Origin of the sequence: Roseovarius sp. MBR-6 (genome assembly GCF_040547525.1) — a bacterium.
Classification (GTDB): domain Bacteria; phylum Pseudomonadota; class Alphaproteobacteria; order Rhodobacterales; family Rhodobacteraceae; genus Roseovarius.
Window position 1 is genome coordinate 178131 of the sequence record NZ_JBEPPW010000005.1, and the last position, 16956, is coordinate 195086.

Below are 16956 nucleotides of genomic sequence, written 5' to 3' on the forward strand. Positions count from 1 at the left end.
ACCACCATTCCCCCCGACGCGTCCCACACCGATCATACCCGCGCAACACGAGACGCCCGGAGTTATCCCCGCCGTCGCCTGCGCCCGCCCGTATCGCCGCCGGTGTTGAAGCCCACCTGTGGCAGGGTAACGATCCTGTTGAGTTCCGGGAAGGGGTCTGTCTTGTGCGGAATCGCGTTGGCGGCCACGAAATGCTCCTGGAATTTCGGCTCGATGGCGGTCTCCACCTTGGTGATCTCGCCGACCACGCGCTCGATCTCGCGCCGTGCTGCGACATTGCACAGCGCAATCCGCGCGCCCGTGCCAGCGGCGTTGCCCGCCGAAGTCACCTTGTCCAGCGGCACATCGGGGATCATGCCAAGCACCATCGCGTGCAGGGGCGAGATATGCGCGCCGAACGCGCCCGCCAGCACCACGCGATCCACCTTGTCCACACCGCGCTCGTCCATCAGCAGGCGCGCGCCCGCATAGAGCGCGGATTTCGCAAGCTGAATCGCGCGGATATCGCCCTGCGTGACGGTGATGCGCGGGCCGCCCTCGGTGGTGCCGTCATGGACCAGATAGGCATGGGTGCGCGCCTCGGGGATCATGCGCGCCGTGCCGGTGGCTTCGGCAGACCCCATCAGCCCGCTCTCGTCCAGAAGCCCCGCCAGCCGCAACTCCGCCACCGCCTCGATGATGCCAGAGCCGCAAATGCCGGTGATACCGCCCGCGCCCACCTCGTCGAAAAACCCCGGATCATCCGACCACTTGTCACAGCCGATCACGCGGAAACGCGGCTCTTTGGTCTCGGGGTCGATGCGGATCGCCTCGATGGCGCCGGGTGCCGCGCGCTGCCCCGAGGAGATTTGCGCGCCCTCAAACGCGGGGCCGGTCGGCGAGGAACAGGCCAGAACGCGGGTCTTGTCACCCAGCAGGATTTCCGCGTTGGTGCCGACATCGACGATGAGGGCGAGATCCTCGGATTTGCCCGGCTCCTCGCTGAGCGCCACGGCAGCACAATCGGCCCCCACATGGCCCGCGATGCAGGGCAGGATATAGACCTGCGCGCGCGGGTTGAGGGTGTTCAGGTCCAGCTCTTTCGCGCCAAGCGACAGGCTTTGTGACGTGGCGAGCGCAAACGGTGCCTGCCCCAGTTCCACCGGGTCGATGCCCAGCAAGAGATGGTGCATCACCGGGTTGCAGACAAAAACCACCTCGACGATGAGCGACGGCTCGATCCCCGCCTCGCGCGCGATCTCGCCTGCCAGCGTGTCGATGGCCTCGCGCACCGCCGCCGTCATCTCGCGATCGCCGCCGGGGTTCATCATGGCATAGCTCACCCGGCTCATCAGGTCTTCGCCAAAGCGGATTTGCGGGTTCATGATGCCCGCGCTGGTCGTGACCTCGCCGGTCACAAGGTCGGTCAGGTGCGCGGCGATGGTGGTGGAGCCAAGGTCGATGGCGAGGCCATAAAGCCCGCCCTCGTGCAGTCCCGGCCAGATGTCGAGCACCTGCGCCACGTCGCCCTCATGGCCGCGATGGAGCGCCACCGTCACCTCGAATTTTCCCTTGCGCAGGACAGGTTGCAGCTTGGACAGCAAGGACAGATCGGCGCGGATGCCCTCGATCCCCCATTCGCGGCTCAACGCGCGCGCGAGGCGTTCGAAATCGCCCGAGGGTTCGTGCATGTCCGGCTCGTCCACCTCGATGAAATAGAGCCGGGTGGCCGGGTCCATCTCGATCACCCGCGCCGAGGCGGCCTTGCGCACCACCTGCTTGTGAACCTGGCTCTCGGGCGGCACGTCGATCACCACGTCTCCCATCACCTTCGCCTGACAGCCCAGACGGCGGCCCGGTTTCAGCCCGCGCTTCTCGTCATAGCGCGCCTCGACCGCGTTCCATTCCGACAGGGCATCGGCCTGCACCGTCACGCCATGCTTGGAAAACTCGCCATAGCCGGGCGTGATCTGGCATTTGGAGCAGATGCCGCGCCCGCCGCAGACCGAATCGAGATCGACGCCTAATTGCCGCGCGGCGGTCAGAACCGGCGTGCCGATGGCAAAGCGGCCGCGCTTGCCCGAGGGGGTAAAGACAACGAGGGGATCGGTGGTCATGGGGGGCTTTTCCTTGCAGCACTCCGACGGAACATAAGCCATAGGCGCGCGCCCGACAGCCCGCAAGCGTCAGAAATCCGCCCAAGCGCGGCATGGCGGGATCAGAGCCAGGGAAGTTGCAACCCGAAAAGCCAGATTGCCAGCGGCACAGGGGCTGTGGCCAGCGCGATGGTCAGCATCGTCAGCGGGGTTCGGAACAGCCCCGACAGCCCTGAAATCAGCGCGATGCCGCCGCCGCCGCCGATGACCGAATTGCCGGGAATGTTGATGAGAACGGCAAGGTTGATATAGCGGTATTTCACGATCCAGCCGCAATATTTCTTGGGCAGAAGGGTATGGACAAAGGCCACGCGCCCCTTGGGCGGCAGCGCCTCGAACCGCGCCACAAGCTGCGCCGCGCCGGTCAGGTGCAGGTCCAGAAGCACCCGGCGCAGCCAGCCAAGCGGCACGGTGCAGCCCACCAAATAGGCCAGTGTCAGCCCCGTCGCTGTAGCAAGCCAGACCAAGGGCGCGATATCCGCCCCGCCCGCCGCCAGCACCGAAAGCCCGATCTCGACCCCCGGCACAAACGGGATGGCGATGAGCACGGCATAGATCACCAGCACCAGCGCCAAGAGGCCCGGCATGGCCCAGCCGTAATCGTTGCGGGTGATCCACGCTTCGGCCCATGTGAAGAGGAAATGAAGCGCCACCGCCATCGCCGCGATGAGCGCGAGCCGCCAAAGGGTGCGCAACACCCCCAGTTTGAGCGGCGGGGGCACGGGGAGAGTCGGTGGTGACATGGCGGCTTCATCCATGGCCCGAGTCTAGGCCCGGCCCGCCCCCCGCACAATGCGCGTCACACGTTGTTCACGTCCTTTTGCAACCAGTTAATGATCTCCTGACGGTCGCCATCGAGCGCGGGCGCGGGCGGGCGGGTTGCCGGGTCCTCCATCCCGCTCAGCTTGATCGGGTTGCCCGCCGCCACAAAGGCGGGCTGCCCATCCGGCCCCAGCACGTCCACCACCATGTTGCGCGCAAGGATCTGACGGTCATGCAGCGCCTCGGCCACGGTCTGAATGGGGCCGGTGGGCACGCCTGCGGCCTCCAGCCGCTCGATCCAGTGGGATTTCGGACGGTCAAGCGTGATCGCCTCGATCAGCCGCTTGAGGGTGCGCGCGTTCTCGCAGCGCGCCGCATTGGTGGCAAAGCGCGGATCGCGGGCAATCGGCAGACCGAGCACATCGCAGAGCCGCGCGAAAAGCGCATCGTTGCCTGCGGCGATGACAAAGAGGCCGTCGGCAGCATGAAATGTTTCAAACGGGGTGATCGAAGGGTGCCGCGCACCCGATGGCGCGGGCGGCGTGCCGGTCACAGTGGTGATCGCCACCGCATGTTCGAGAATCGCCAACTGGCTGTCGAGCATGGCCACATCCACCTTGCGCCCCAGCCCCGTCTTGTCGCGGTCCAGAAGCGCCGCCAGCACGCCCTGCACCAGATACATCCCCGCCACGATATCGCCGATCGAGGCGCCCACGCGCACCGGCTCGCGGTCCTTCTCGCCGGTGATCGACATGACGCCGCCGCGCGCCTGCACCACCATGTCATAGGCCGGGCGCAGTGCATCGGGGCCGGTATGGCCAAAGCCGCTGACCGCGCCATAGATCAGCGCCGGGTGGCGGGCATGCAGCGCCTCCCAGCCATAGCCCAGCTTTTCCATCACGCCGGGGCGGTAATTCTCCAGCACGATATCGGCGCGCGCCAGCAGCGCGTCGAATATCTCGCGGTCGGCCTCGGCCTTGAGGTCGAGCGCGATGGACTGCTTGCCGTGGTTGATCGCGGCGAAATAGGCGCTTTGTCCGTCCTTGAAGGGCGGAAAGGTGCGGGTATCGTCGCCGGTGCCGGGGCGTTCCACCTTGATCACCCGCGCGCCGAGATCGCGCAGCGTGAGCGACGCAAACGGCCCCGCAAGCACATGGGTCAGATCAAGAACAGTCAAGCCGTCAAGCGGTGCGGTCATGGGGGCCTCCTTCGGTGCTGTCAGGGCGCATCTTTACCAAGCCTGCGTGACAGGTCCCTGACAAGGATCAAACGGGCGGACACGCCACGAACGGTCGCGCTGTCCCGTCTTGTCTGCCCGAGGGGCACATTTGCCAACGAGGTCCGCACCGAACCCTGCCCGTCACACGATAAAGGGCGCGAACCGCCGGTTCACGCCCCCAATCCATCGCGCAAGCGAGGTCTCAGCCCTGACGGGCCTTGAACTTGCGTTGGGTCTTGTTGATCACGTAGACGCGGCCCTTGCGGCGCACGACGCGGCAATCGCGGTGCCGGTTCTTGAGCGAACGCAGCGAATTGCGAACCTTCATGGTCGTCTCCTGTCTGTCGCGGCGCGCTCCTGCGCCTTGGTGGTTGCGGGTGTTACGTGCCTGACACGTAACGGAAATTCATGGTGGGCGATACAAGGTTCGAACTTGTGACCCCTTCGATGTCAACGAAGTGCTCTACCACTGAGCTAATCGCCCCGGCTGGCCCCAGCCCCCCGTAACAAAGAGGGGCGCGGAGTTCCGCGCCTGTCCGGCGGTCTATAAAAGGAGTCGGTGAGGGGATCAAGGGCTTTCAGCACGATGATTTAGCTCTATTATGGCCATCAAGGAGCGCGCGCGATGCCGAAGGCTGCCTATTACCTGACCCATCCCGAACGGCGCACCACATCGGTGGTGTTCGCCTCGCCGCATAGCGGGCGGGAGTATCCGTGGTCCTTCCTGCGGCGCACGGCGCTCAATGAACACTCGGTCCGCTCGTCCGAGGATGCCTTTGTCGATCAATTGTTTGACAGCGCCCCGCGCGCGGGCGCACCGTTTCTCCGGGCTGGTGCGCCGCGCGCCTTCGTCGATCTCAACCGCAGCGCGGACGAACTTGACCCGGCCCTGATCGAAGGTGTCAGCCGTCAGGGCCACAATCCCCGCGTCGCCTCGGGTCTCGGGGTCATCCCGCGCGTGGTGGCCAATGGCAAGGCGATCTATTCCGGCAAGATCTCGCTTTCCGAGGCTCAGGCGCGCATCGACAGCTATTGGCGGCCCTATCACGAGGCGCTTCAGGGCCAGCTTGACCAGGCGCATCTCATGTTCGGGCAATCCATCCTGATCGACTGCCATTCCATGCCGCACGAGGCCATGGATGCGGTCTCGCGCCGGGGGTTGCGCCGCCCCGAAATCGTGCTCGGGGACCGTTTCGGTGCCTCGGCCGATGCCGCCATCGTGGATCGGATCGAGGCGGCCTTTACCCGCGCGGGCCTTCTGGTGACGCGCAATACCCCCTTTGCCGGGGCCTATATCACACAGGCCTACGGGCGGCCCGCTCGCGGGCGGCACGCCGTCCAGATCGAAATCGACCGCGCGCTCTACATGAACGAGCGCCTCATTCGCCCCAACGGCAATTTCGAAGCCTTCCGCCGCCTTCTGCGCGGCGTCATCCGCGAAATAGCCGAGATCGGCCGCGCCGAGACGATGCCTCTCGCCGCCGAATAGCGCGCCCGCCTTACGCCGTCAGCCCCTCCGGCTCTGCCAGCCCATTCGCGCGGCAGCAGGCGGTGACGGTGTTGGCCAAAAGGCAAGCAATCGTCATCGGCCCCACGCCGCCCGGAACCGGGGTGATCGCGCCCGCCACCTCGCTCACCGAGGCGAAATCCACATCGCCCACCAGCACATTCTTGCCGTCCCGCTCGATGCGGTTGATGCCCACGTCGATCACGGTAGCGCCCGGCTTGATCCAGTCCCCCGGCACCATCTCGGGGCGGCCCACGGCGGCGACCACGATATCGGCGCGCCGCACCACATCGGCCAGATCGCGGGTGCGTGAATGGGCGATCGTCACGGTGCAGCTATCGCCCAAGAGAAGCTGCGCCATCGGCTTGCCGACGATGTTCGAGCGCCCCAGCACCACCGCATCCAGCCCGCTGAGCGATCCCAGATGGTCGCGCAGCATCATCAGGCACCCGAGCGGGGTGCAGGGCACCATGCTCTTTTGCCCGGTGCCCAGAAGGCCCACGTTGGAGATGTGGAAGCCGTCCACATCCTTGGCAGGATCAATGGAGTTGATGACCAGATCGGAATCGAGATGACCGGGCAGCGGCAGTTGCACAAGGATACCGTGCACCTCAGGGTCATTGTTCAGCGTGTCGATCAGCGCCAGCAGATCGGCCTCGGATGTGTCTGCATCAAGCCGGTGCTCATAGGAATTCATCCCCGCCTCGGCCGTCTGCTTGCCCTTGGAGCGCACATAGACCTGGCTCGCCGGGTCCTCGCCCACCAGCACCACGGCCAGCCCCGGCGTGATGCCATGCGCCGCTTTCAGGCGCGTGACGTGATCCGCCACCTTGCCCCGGATGGTGGCGGCGAAGGCCTTGCCGTCGATGATGTCTGCGCTCATGTCTTTCCCTTCCCTGTCGTCAGAGGCCGGGGTTTACCCCGGCCCCTGCTCTCAGAACAACCCTTCGATCTGGCCCGCATCGTTGAGGCGGATCGATTCCGCCGCAGGCTTCGAGGGCAGGCCCGGCATGGTCATGATCTCGCCGCACACGACCACGACGAAGCCCGCCCCGGCCGAAAGCCGCACTTCGCGCACCGGCACCGAATGGCCGGTGGGCGCGCCGCGCACGCTCGGATCGGTGGTAAAGCTGTATTGCGTCTTGGCCATGCAGACCGGCAGGTTGCCATAGCCCTGCGCCTCCCACTCGCGAAGCTGGTTGCGGATTTTCTGATCCGCCAGCACCTCGTCAGCCCGGTAGATGCGCTTGGCCACGGTCTCGATCTTTTCGAAAAGCGGCATCTCGTCGGGGTAGAGCGGGGCGAAGTCGGTCGTGCCTGCCTCGGCCAGCTCGACCACCTTGCGCGCCAGCGGCTCCGAGCCTTCCGAGCCAAGCTCCCAATGCCGCGACAGCACCGCCTCGGCCCCGTGGCCGGCGACATAGTCCCTGACCGCCTGAATCTCGGCCTCGGTATCGGTGACGAAATGGTTGATCGCCACCACCACCGGCACGCCGAAGCTCTTGACGTTCTCGATGTGGCGGCCAAGGTTGGGACAACCCGCCTTGACGGCCTCGACATTCTCCGCGCCCAGATCGGCCTTGGCCACGCCGCCATTCATCTTCATCGCGCGCACCGTGGCCACGATCACCACGCAATCGGGCGCAAGCCCCGCCTTGCGGCACTTGATGTTCATGAACTTCTCGGCCCCGAGATCGGCGCCAAAGCCGGCTTCGGTCACCACGTAATCGCTGATCTTGAGCGCCGTGGTCGTGGCGATGACCGAGTTGCAGCCATGGGCGATATTGGCAAACGGGCCGCCATGGACAAAGGCGGGGTTGTTTTCCAGCGTCTGCACAAGGTTGGGCTGCATCGCGTCCTTGAGGAGCACCGTCATCGCGCCCTCGGCCTGGATGTCGCGGCAGAAGACCGGCGTCTTGTCGCGCCGGTAGGCGACGATCATCGACCCCAGCCGCTCTTCGAGATCCTTGAGGTTCTTCGAGAGACACAGGATCGCCATGACCTCGGAGGCCACGGTGATGTCGAACCCGTCCTCGCGCGCGAAACCGTTCGAGACCCCGCCGAGCGAGGAGGTGATCTGCCGCAAAGAGCGGTCGTTCATGTCCACCACGCGCCGCCAAACGACGCGACGGGTGTCGATATCGAGCGTATTGCCCCAGTAGATATGGTTGTCGATCATGGCGCTGAGCAGGCTGTGCGCGCTGGTGATGGCGTGGAAATCGCCGGTGAAATGGAGGTTCATGTCCTCCATCGGCACGACCTGCGCATAGCCGCCCCCGGCAGCGCCGCCCTTCATCCCGAAATTGGGGCCCAAGGATGCCTCGCGGATACACACCGTCGCGCGCTTGCCGATCCGGTTCAGCCCGTCGCCCAGCCCCACGGTGGTCGTGGTCTTGCCCTCGCCCGCGGGCGTCGGGTTGATCGCGGTGACAAGCACCAGTTTGCCGCTCTTGTTGGCCTGCACCGAGGCGATGAAGTCCTGGCTGACCTTGGCCTTGTCATGTCCGTAGGGAAGCAGGTGCTCGGAGGGGATGCCAAGCTTGGCACCGATCTCCTGAATGGGCTTCTTGGTGGCTTCGCGCGCGATTTCGATGTCGGATTTGTAGCTCATGTCGGTCCCTGTTCTGGCCGCGGCTGCGGGGGTGTCACCCTTTCGCCTATAGCGGCTTTGTCCCGCGCGCTGCGCCGCGTTTCCGACATATCCCGCGCCGGTTGCGGCGGGATGACGCACGCCCCCGGCCGCTCTCAGCCCCGCGCGCGGGCCAGTTCCGACCAGACCGGTTGATCGGGGATATGCAACCGCAGCACATCGCCAAGCGCGATGCGCCCTTCGCGTTCCACCCAGGCCGTGACGCCGCGCCGCCCTTCGGCTGCGCGCTTGAAGAGCTTGCCCCGCCCCGGCCTGTGTCCCTCGATCACTTTCGCGGGCAACTGACAGGGCCGGTTCTCCATGTCGATCACCAGCGTTGCGCCGGACGGGGCCTGAAGCCGCGAGGAGGGCGGCACATGGCTGAAATCGGGAATGCCCTCGATCACCAGCGACGCCCCGAGCCAGGCCGGATAGAGCGCATCGACCCCCATTTCCCCGGCGATCATCGCAAGTTCCTCGGCCGAAAGAACCGACAATTGCCGCACATTGGCGATCTCCGTGCCGATCTTGTGCTGCTCTCTCACCCGACTGCAAGAGGGGCGCGTCACGCCGCCATGCGCCTCGCCAGCGATCCCGGCAAATGTCAGTTCGGCCTCCGCCAGCGCCTCGGCTTCCAGCCGCGCAGCGCGGTCCGTGACCCGGCCCAGCCAGACCACCCGCGCCGTGAACTCCGTCGGTGTCAGCGCCTGCATCCCGGCCCCCGTTTCATCGTTCCTGAAATACTCATATCCGGCATCGCCACCCGCTCAGACGGTGAGGGTAAAGAACATCCGCCGGAACGGGAACAGCACCGTTCCGTCTGCTCGCACCGGATAGGCGGTGTGCATCACCTCCTCGTAGCGGCGGATCAGATCGGCGCGCTCGGCCTCGTCCAGCGCGGCCAGAACCGGCCGTGCGTAGGTGCTCTCGGTAAAGCGGCGCACCGGATGGCTGCCCGGCTCGGCGGTCAGGCGCTGGTAATAGTCGGTCTCCCAGAGGCGGAACTGTCCCAGCGGGGCCAGCAACTCCTCGTATTTCACCGGGGCCATGACACCGGGCGTGCCCATCTTCTCTGCACGGCCCGGATACAGCTCTTCGGCCAGCGACAGCCACACCCGGTGCGAGGGGGCCTTGTTCTGATGCGGCATCTGCACCGCCAGCGTGCCACCCTTGCCCAGCATCCGCGCGAGCCGCGGCATCAGCACCTCGTGCCCGCCAACCCAATGCAGCGCGGCGTTGGAATAGATCAGCCCCGGGGCGCGATGCGGGTGCCAGTCGGCGATGTCAGCCTGTTGCAGCGCGTCATAGCCCGCCGCCCGTGCCTTCTCCAGCATGGCGGGGCTGGCATCCACGCCGGTGACGTTGCGCCCGCCTGCCCGCGCGCGCAGCGCCTCGGCCATCGCGCCATTGCCGCAGCCGAGATCGACCACGTCCCCCGCCCCCATCTGCCCGACCGCGTTCAGAAGGTCGAGCGCCGGGCGCAGACGCTGGTCACGAAAGCGCGCATAGGCTTTGGGGTTCCAGTCGGATTTTGCGGATGCCGGACTCACGTCGAGGGCTCAGGCTCCAGCCCGCCGTCGCCTGCACCGCGCGAGGATTTGGGCTTGGTCTTCGGGATCGCGGCAAGCGAGGGTTTGACCACCTCGGGGGTGCCACCGTCATCGTCATCCGCCATGGGTGGGTCGCCACGCATCACGCGCTTGATTTCCTCGCCGGTCAGCGTCTCGTATTCCAGGAGGCCCTGTGCCAGACGTTCCCATTCCTCTTGCCGCTCCTCGAGGATGGCACGGGCGTTCTGATAGGCCTCGTCGATGAGGCGGCGCACCTCGTCCTCGATCAACTCCTTGGTATGGGCCGAGATCGAGAAGCCACCTGCGCCGTTGCCCATGTACCCTTCATGCGCCTGCTGGTAATCGACATTGCCGACCTTGTCGGACATGCCCCAACGCATCACCATCGCGCGCGCCAGCCCGCTGGCCTGCTGGATGTCGCCCGCAGGCCCGTTCGAGACGTTCTCCTCGCCGTATTTCATCACCTCGGCGGCCTTGCCGGCCATGGTCATGGTCAGCTTTTCCTCGCACTCCGCCTTGTGCCAGTTGAGCCGGTCAATCTCGGGCAGGCTCACGACCATGCCAAGCGCGCCGCCGCGCGGAATGATCGTGGCCTTGTAGACCGGATCGCATTTCGGCAGGGCAAGACCGACCACCGCATGACCGGCCTCGTGATAGGCGGTCTTTTCCTTCTGGTCGTCGGTCAGCACCATCGAGCGGCGCTCGGCCCCCATCATCACCTTGTCCTTGGCGTTCTCGAAATCGACCATCGTGACGAAACGCCGCCCGATCCGTGCGGCCATGAGCGCCGCCTCGTTGACAAGGTTCGCCAGATCCGCGCCCGAGAAGCCCGGCGTGCCGCGCGCGATGAGGCGCAGGTCCACATCAGGACCAAGCGGCGTCTTGCGCGCGTGCACACCAAGGATCTTCTCGCGCCCCTTGATGTCGGGATTGGGCACCGTCACCTGCCGGTCAAAGCGACCGGGGCGCAACAGCGCCGGGTCGAGCACATCCTTGCGGTTGGTGGCGGCGATGATGATCACGCCCTCATTGGCCTCGAACCCGTCCATTTCCACCAGAAGCTGGTTCAGCGTCTGCTCGCGCTCGTCATTGCCCCCGCCATAGCCGGCACCCCGGTGGCGACCGACGGCGTCGATTTCGTCGATGAAGACAATGCAGGGCGCGTTCTTCTTGGCCTGCTCGAACATGTCGCGCACGCGCGAGGCACCCACGCCCACGAACATCTCGACGAAATCCGAGCCGGAAATGGTGAAGAAGGGCACGCCCGCCTCACCCGCGATGGCACGCGCCAGAAGCGTCTTACCGGTGCCCGGAGGGCCCACCAGAAGCGCCCCCTTGGGGATCTTGCCGCCCAGACGCGAAAATTTCTGCGGGTTGCGCAGGAATTCGACGATTTCCTCAAGCTCTTCCTTGGCCTCGTCGATCCCGGCCACATCGTCGAATGTCACGCGGCCATGCTTTTCGGTCAGCATCTTGGCCTTGGATTTGCCAAACCCCATGGCCCCGCCTTTGCCGCCGCCCTGCATCCGGTTCATGAAATAGATCCAGACGCCGATCAGCAAAAGGAAGGGCAGGAGAGACAGAAGGAAGGACTGGAAGCCCGATTGCTGCTGGCTCTCGGCCTTTACGGGAATGCCCCGCTCGATCAGGCGCTGCGTGATCTCGGCATCCTCGGGGCGGATGGTGCTGTAATCGTTGCCGTCATTGCCGCGATAGCGCACCGTTTCGCCATCGAGCGTGACCTGGCTTACCGCACCGCTGTCCACGGCGGCAACGAATTCGGAATAGGGCACTGACCGGCTCTGCAGCGTGTTGCCCGATCCGCTGAACAGGTTGAAAAGGGCCATGATCAGCAGGAACAGGATCAGCCAGAAGGCGATGTTGCGCGCGTTGCCCAAGAGAAATCTCCCAATTGTCGGTCTGAATGCCCATAGCATGAGGGCTTGACTAGTTAAATAGACATCCCTCGACCGGGTTCAATGAGAGATTACGCTGTCGAGATAGGCCGCGAGCGGACGGACAAGCGAAAGCTGCCAGCCATTTGCCCAACCATGGAGCGGCGCGGCGATGAGCGTATCCCCCCGCCAGAGGCCCGGCGCGGCCAGCGCGCTTGCATGCGGCAAGCCGCCCGCGCGCCAGTCGGGGCAGGCGGCAAGGCCCTCGGGGCCGAGTGCGGCAATCTCTGCCGCACCGTCGCCCGTGGCGCGCCAGCGCCCGTCCCAGACCTCGGTTGCCGGGGCGCGACATCCGGCCACGGCGCTCAATTCCCGGCCCAGGCGGAGATGCGCCCTGTCCGCGCTGAGCACGCACCCTTGCAGGGTCATCCTTTGCCCTGCGCGCGCGGCGCGCAGCAAATCCGTCATCGCCGTGCCGCGCGGCGGGTAGCCGTCACCGGTGCTCCAGCGCAACCCCGCCAGCAACAGCCGACGCGCGGTCTCGTCGGGCAGGGAGCCGAACCCGTCCCGCGCCAGCAGCAGATCGCCCGCCTGCACCGTGGCGAGCGCCCCTGCGGCCTGCCCTGCATGATGAGCCAGCGCCGCGCGCGCCTCGGCCAGACGCTCGGCCGTCCCCGCCAGCGTGTCCGCGCTCAGGTCCAGCGTGGTCAACGTGGCCAACACCGCCCGTGCGCGCGTCCGCTCGTAATCCGGGTCGGCATTGGTCGGGTCGTCGATCCACGCCACGCCACGCGCGCGCAGGTGCTCTCTGAGATGCTCGCGCCCGAGCGCGAGCATGGGCCGGTGAAAGGTCACGCCGTCCGCCTGCCACCGGGCCCGCATCGCCGAAAGCCCGTCAAGGCCCGATCCCCGCGCCAGGCGCATCAGGAAGGTTTCGGCCAGGTCGTCGCGGGTGTGCCCGATCGCCACATCCGCGATGCCGTGGACCCGCGCCCAATCGGCCAGCAAGCGGTAGCGCGCGCGCCGCGCCCGGTCGGGCAGGTTGCCGCCCGCCTCCTGGTCGGTCCAGTGCAGCGTGTCATGCGCCACGCCCAGCCCCGCGCAAAGGCGCGCCACCCCGGCGGCCTCCGCAGCGGCCTCCGCGCGCAAGCGGTGATCCACTGTCGCCACCCGGAGCAAGGGTCCCCCCGTGCCGCGCCAGTCATTCAGAAGGTGCAGCAGTGCCAGCGAATCGCTGCCGCCAGAGACGGCAACGCCCAGAACGCGCGGCGGGGCAGGGGCGAAGTGATCCGCCACTGCCCCGCGCGCGCGTCCGGTATCGCTCACGAACAGCCGAGCCGGGCCATTTCCGCCTGTGCCTCGGCCACCGCCGCAGCCCCGGGATAGCGCGGCGCGACTTGGCCCAGCGTGACGCAGGCCTCGTCGGTCTGGCCCAGCACGCCAAGCGCGCGACCCAGGTTATAAAGCGCGCCCGCCGCCTCCGGCCCGTCGGGGGCAGCACTGAACGTGTCGAGATAGGCGCGCGCGGCGGCGCTCTGCTGGCCCGAAGCCTCAAGCGCGCGCCCGCGCAAGAGCCCCGCCTGACCGCTCAGCGGGCTGCCGGGATAAGTGACAAGAAAGGCCCCAAGCTGCTCGGCCGCGCCCGCGTGATCGCCCGCGTCAAAGGCGGCTTGCGCGCGCTCGAAATCGTCGCGCTCGCCCACGGCAAGCTGCGGGCCGCCGGGGACAGGCGCGGGCGTGGGCGCGGGTATCGCTGCCCCGCCGCCCGCCTGCGGGATCACGCCGCCCAGCGTGCTGCCCGGCTCCAGCGTGCCGATATCGCAGCCCGGCTCCAATTCGCAGAGCCGAAACTCCAGATCGCCCACCCGGTTGGTGCCGTCGCTCACCACGCGGTCGATGCGAAACTCCAACTGCTCGGTTTTCGACGTGAGCCGCTGCACCTCGGATTCGATCGCGTTCAAGCGGTCAAGCGGCGAGCCGCCGCCCGAAAGCTGCCCCGCGCCGCCTGTCGTGCTCAGCTCGCGCTTGAGCTTTTGCAACTCGACGAAGAGCACGGCCAGTTCCTGCCGGATATCGGCGAGGGTCTCGGTGGCCTGCGCGGCGGCCCCGTGCGGGGCGACGAGCATCAGCGCGAGAAGCGGTCCCAGAAACGCGCGCATCATCGCCCCTTAACTGCCCAGGCCGGCGGCCAGAACCGTGACCGCACGGCGGTTCTTGGCATAGCAGGACTCGTCGCTGCAAATCTCGATGGGGCGCTCCTTGCCAAAGCTCACCACCCGGAGGCGGTTGCCCGCCACGCCCCGGCTGACAAGGTATTCCTGCACCGCGTTGGCGCGCCGCGCGCCAAGCGCGAGGTTGTATTCACGTGTGCCCTGTTCGTCGGCATGGCCCTCGATCACGGCGGTGAAATCGCGGTTGGTCATCAGCCACTGCGCCTGTCCGTCAAGCGTCGCCTGCGCCTCTCGCGACAGCGTGGACTGATCCACCGCGAAGAGCACCCGGTCGCCGATCGCTTGCTGGAAATAGGCGGGCGAGGTCGGGTCAGAGGCCGATCCGGCCAGCCCCGCGCCCGCGCCATTATTGAGATCGACCGTGTTCTGATCCGCGAACCGGTCGGGATTGGTGCAGCCCGCAAGCGCGAGCCCCGCCACCAGGATGATTGTCTTGCTCAGATAGGTCATGTCAGCCCCGTTTCTCTTGATTGGGTGTGTTCTAGCACAGGGCGCGCGCCCTGTCAGTCCTGCTCGAGTCTGCCTCAGTTCTGCAACGGCCCCCAGGACGGATCGCTCGCGCCGCCCTGTGTGGTCACCTGGCGCAGGTTGCGCCCGGTGATGTCCACCGAATACAGCCGCGCCTCGCCCTGCGCACCCTGCGTCTCGCGGGTGAACATGATCACGCGGCCGTTCGGGGCCCAGGTCGGCCCCTCGTCGAGAAACGACGCGGTCAGAAGCCGTTCCTCGCTGCCATCGAGGCGCATCACGCCGATATGGAACCGGCCTTTGGATTGCTTGGTAAAGGCGACAAGATCGCCGCGCGGCGACCAGACCGGCGTCCCATAGCGGCCCTCGCCGAAACTGATCCGCCGGGCCTCGCCCCCGCTTGCACTCATGATATAGAGCTGCGGCGTGCCCGAACGGTCGCTCTCAAACACGATCTGGCGGCCATCCGGGCTATAGCTCGGGGCGGTCTCGATCGAGGGCGCGGTGGTCAGCCGCGTGCTTGCGCCCGAACCGATATCCATGGAGTAAAGATCGGTATTGCCGCCCTGCGTCAGGGAATAGAGAACGGTGCGCCCGTCCGGCGCAAAGCGCGGCGCAAAGGCCATCGTCCCCTCCAGCGTCGGCAGCGCCCGCCGACCCACGCTTGCCACGTCGAGCACATAGATGCGCGGGAATCCCGTCTCGTAACTGGTATAGAGCACCCGGTCGCCCGTGGGCGAGAAGCGTGGCGCCAGCACGAGCGACGCGGCATCGGTCAGGAACTGCAGGTTCGCGCCGTCGTAATCCATGATCGCCAGCCGCTTGGCGCGCTGGTTCTTGGGACCGCTTTCCGAGACAAAGACCACGCGGCTGTCGAAATAGCCGCCTTCGCCGGTGATGCGCGCATAGACCTGATCGGCCACCTTGTGCGCGATGCGCCGCCAGCCGTCGCGCTGGCCGACAAGTTGCTGACCCTGCCCCAGTTCCTGCCCCGCGAACACGTCGTAGATGCGGAACCGCACCACCACGCGCCCCGCCCCGTCCACATTGACCGCGCCCGTGACCATCACCTGCGCGTTGATCGCCCGCCAGTCGGCGAATTGCACCGGGCTCTCGAAGCTGGTGATCCGGCTGATATGGGCATCGGCGGGGATCTCGCGGAAGAGGCCGGTGCCGGTCAGGTCGGCGGCAATCACGCGGGCGATGTTGCGGGCAAATTCCTGCGCGGCAGGCGTGTCGGCCACGAAGTCGGGCACGGCCACGGGCATCGGCTCGATCACGCCTTCGGTGATCTCGAGCCGCAGCGGCCCGCCTTGCTGGGCCATGGCGGGAAGACCCCAGAGCGTCAGGGCGGCAATCAGGGTCAGGAGTGAGCGCATCATTTGATCCTCATTCTCTCCGGGTTGAATGTCATTTCTATATCACGCCATTGCCCGAATTTCTCGGGCGGCAGGTCAAAGCCGTCATTGCCGCAACGGATGATCGCGCGGCGCGCGGCCTCATAGGCCTGTCTTGCAGCCTCGGCGGAGCCGCCGGAATGGCTCAGCATGCGGATACTCGACGTGTCGGGTTTCGAGGTCTCGAACATCCGCACGGTGACGACCACGGTGGTGGCGAGCGCCTCGGAACTGAGGCTGCCCACGTTCCAGCAGCGTTGCACGGCCACCCGCAGCGCGTCCTTTTCGCCGGCGGTGAGCGGCGGGCCTGCGGGGCGCTCGGGCGTCGGCGTTCCCTGTCCCAGGGCGGCGGCCAGCGCATCGCTGACGGCACCGCGGTCGGTGGCGGGCGGCGCTTGCGTCTCCTGAGGAGTCTCGGGCCGCGCGGCGGTCTCGGTCGGGGCGGCCTCGGTCGGGGCGGCCTCGGGAGCGGGCGCAGGGCGCGGGGCGGGCCGCGCGCGCGGGCGTGGCGATGCGGTCGGGGCCGGATCACGCGGGCGCTCGGCCTCGGTCACGATCTCGGTCGCGGCCTCCTCGGGCGCGGTCGCCTCCTGCGGGGCTTCTTCCACCACGGCACCGGCATCGGGGGCGACCTCGGGGCGCGCCACATCATCGACCCGCACATCCGGCTCGGACGGGGCCACCGGCTCGGGTGCCACGCGCGGTGCGGGGCGCGGTTGCGGGCGCGGCGAGACCTGCGGCACCAGCGCCGCCACATCCTCGGCGGGCGGCGCGACCTCGGGCGCGGTATCGGTCACCTCCGCTGGGGCGGGCACGGGTTCGGGCGGCGTCGGGACCGGATCGGGTGGCGGCGCGGCATTGGCCGCAGGCTGGCTTTGCGCGGGTGCGCTGTCGGCCCCGGAGGCAAGCGCGGGCGCATTTTCCCCCGGCGCGGGCGGCTCGGGGGTGTTGACGTTGGCAACCGCCTCGGGCGCGCTCGACGCGGCCAGAATCGCGGCATAATCCTCAGAGGAAATGGCCATCGCCTCCACCACCTCGAAAGGCGGCGGATCGGAGCGGAACGCACCCCCGAAGAGGGCCCATCCGATCACTGCCAGATGGCCCGCCCCCGATATGATCTGCCCGGTGTTCACGCCGTCCGC

15 protein-coding genes and 1 tRNA gene are annotated in these 16956 nt (G+C 67.0%); 1 reads left to right on the forward strand and 15 read right to left on the reverse strand.

The window, feature by feature from the left end:
• Window positions 1-62: 62 nt before the first annotated feature.
• The 5 genes from ABIE57_RS08915 to ABIE57_RS08935 form a co-directional block, all read right to left on the reverse strand.
• Window positions 63-2096, reverse strand: coding sequence for an ASKHA domain-containing protein (locus ABIE57_RS08915; RefSeq protein WP_354538661.1), 2034 nt, complete (start codon window positions 2094-2096; stop codon window positions 63-65).
• Window positions 2097-2197: 101 nt separating this feature from the next.
• Window positions 2198-2893, reverse strand: coding sequence for a hypothetical protein (locus ABIE57_RS08920; protein ID WP_354538662.1), 696 nt, complete (start codon window positions 2891-2893; stop codon window positions 2198-2200).
• Window positions 2894-2934: 41 nt separating this feature from the next.
• Window positions 2935-4095, reverse strand: coding sequence for a CaiB/BaiF CoA transferase family protein (locus tag ABIE57_RS08925; protein ID WP_354538663.1), 1161 nt, complete (start codon window positions 4093-4095; stop codon window positions 2935-2937).
• 223 nt (window positions 4096-4318) lie between these two features.
• Window positions 4319-4444, reverse strand: a complete 126-nt coding sequence (ykgO, locus tag ABIE57_RS08930; protein WP_068338904.1) for a type B 50S ribosomal protein L36 — start codon at window positions 4442-4444, stop codon at window positions 4319-4321.
• An 81-nt stretch (window positions 4445-4525) separates the two neighbouring features.
• Window positions 4526-4600, reverse strand: a tRNA-Val gene (locus ABIE57_RS08935).
• A gap of 141 nt (window positions 4601-4741) precedes the next feature.
• Here ABIE57_RS08935 and ABIE57_RS08940 point away from each other — a divergent pair.
• Window positions 4742-5605, forward strand: coding sequence for an N-formylglutamate amidohydrolase (locus ABIE57_RS08940; RefSeq protein ID WP_354538664.1), 864 nt, complete (start codon window positions 4742-4744; stop codon window positions 5603-5605).
• A 10-nt stretch (window positions 5606-5615) separates the two neighbouring features.
• Here ABIE57_RS08940 and folD read toward each other — a convergent pair whose 3' ends face one another.
• The 10 genes from folD to tolA form a co-directional block, all read right to left on the reverse strand.
• On the reverse strand, window positions 5616-6506 hold the full coding sequence (gene folD, locus ABIE57_RS08945) for a bifunctional methylenetetrahydrofolate dehydrogenase/methenyltetrahydrofolate cyclohydrolase FolD (RefSeq protein ID WP_354538665.1): 891 nt from the start codon (window positions 6504-6506) through the stop codon (window positions 5616-5618).
• A 51-nt stretch (window positions 6507-6557) separates the two neighbouring features.
• A complete protein-coding gene (locus ABIE57_RS08950; protein WP_354538666.1) occupies window positions 6558-8234 on the reverse strand; it encodes a formate--tetrahydrofolate ligase in 1677 nt (558 codons plus the stop codon).
• Between the two features lie 134 nt (window positions 8235-8368).
• Entirely contained in the window at window positions 8369-8965 is a 597-nt protein-coding gene (locus tag ABIE57_RS08955; RefSeq protein WP_354538667.1) for an MOSC domain-containing protein, read from the reverse strand.
• A gap of 54 nt (window positions 8966-9019) precedes the next feature.
• Complete coding sequence (locus ABIE57_RS08960; protein ID WP_354538749.1) at window positions 9020-9736, reverse strand: methyltransferase domain-containing protein; 717 nt, start codon at window positions 9734-9736, stop codon at window positions 9020-9022.
• A gap of 62 nt (window positions 9737-9798) precedes the next feature.
• The gene (ftsH, locus tag ABIE57_RS08965; RefSeq protein ID WP_354538668.1) at window positions 9799-11721 is read right to left on the reverse strand and encodes an ATP-dependent zinc metalloprotease FtsH; all 1923 of its coding nucleotides are present in this window, start codon (window positions 11719-11721) and stop codon (window positions 9799-9801) included.
• A gap of 78 nt (window positions 11722-11799) precedes the next feature.
• Window positions 11800-13044: a tRNA lysidine(34) synthetase TilS gene (tilS, locus tag ABIE57_RS08970; protein WP_354538669.1), complete on the reverse strand. Its 1245-nt coding sequence runs from the start codon at window positions 13042-13044 to the stop codon at window positions 11800-11802.
• A complete protein-coding gene (locus ABIE57_RS08975) occupies window positions 13041-13877 on the reverse strand; it encodes a tetratricopeptide repeat protein (protein ID WP_354538670.1) in 837 nt (278 codons plus the stop codon). The genes tilS and ABIE57_RS08975 overlap by 4 nt, the downstream gene beginning before the upstream one ends.
• Window positions 13878-13886: 9 nt before the next feature.
• A complete protein-coding gene (gene pal, locus ABIE57_RS08980; protein WP_354538671.1) occupies window positions 13887-14399 on the reverse strand; it encodes a peptidoglycan-associated lipoprotein Pal in 513 nt (170 codons plus the stop codon).
• Window positions 14400-14473: 74 nt separating this feature from the next.
• Window positions 14474-15799 (reverse strand): Tol-Pal system beta propeller repeat protein TolB, encoded by a 1326-nt coding sequence (tolB, locus tag ABIE57_RS08985; RefSeq protein WP_354538672.1) that lies wholly within the window; start codon window positions 15797-15799, stop codon window positions 14474-14476.
• Window positions 15796-16947 carry a cell envelope integrity protein TolA gene (tolA, locus tag ABIE57_RS08990; protein WP_354538673.1) on the reverse strand — a complete coding sequence of 384 codons (1152 nt, stop codon included), beginning with the start codon at window positions 16945-16947 and terminating at the stop codon, window positions 15796-15798. Before tolA ends, tolB begins: the two co-directional genes overlap by 4 nt.
• Window positions 16948-16956 lie beyond the last annotated feature (9 nt).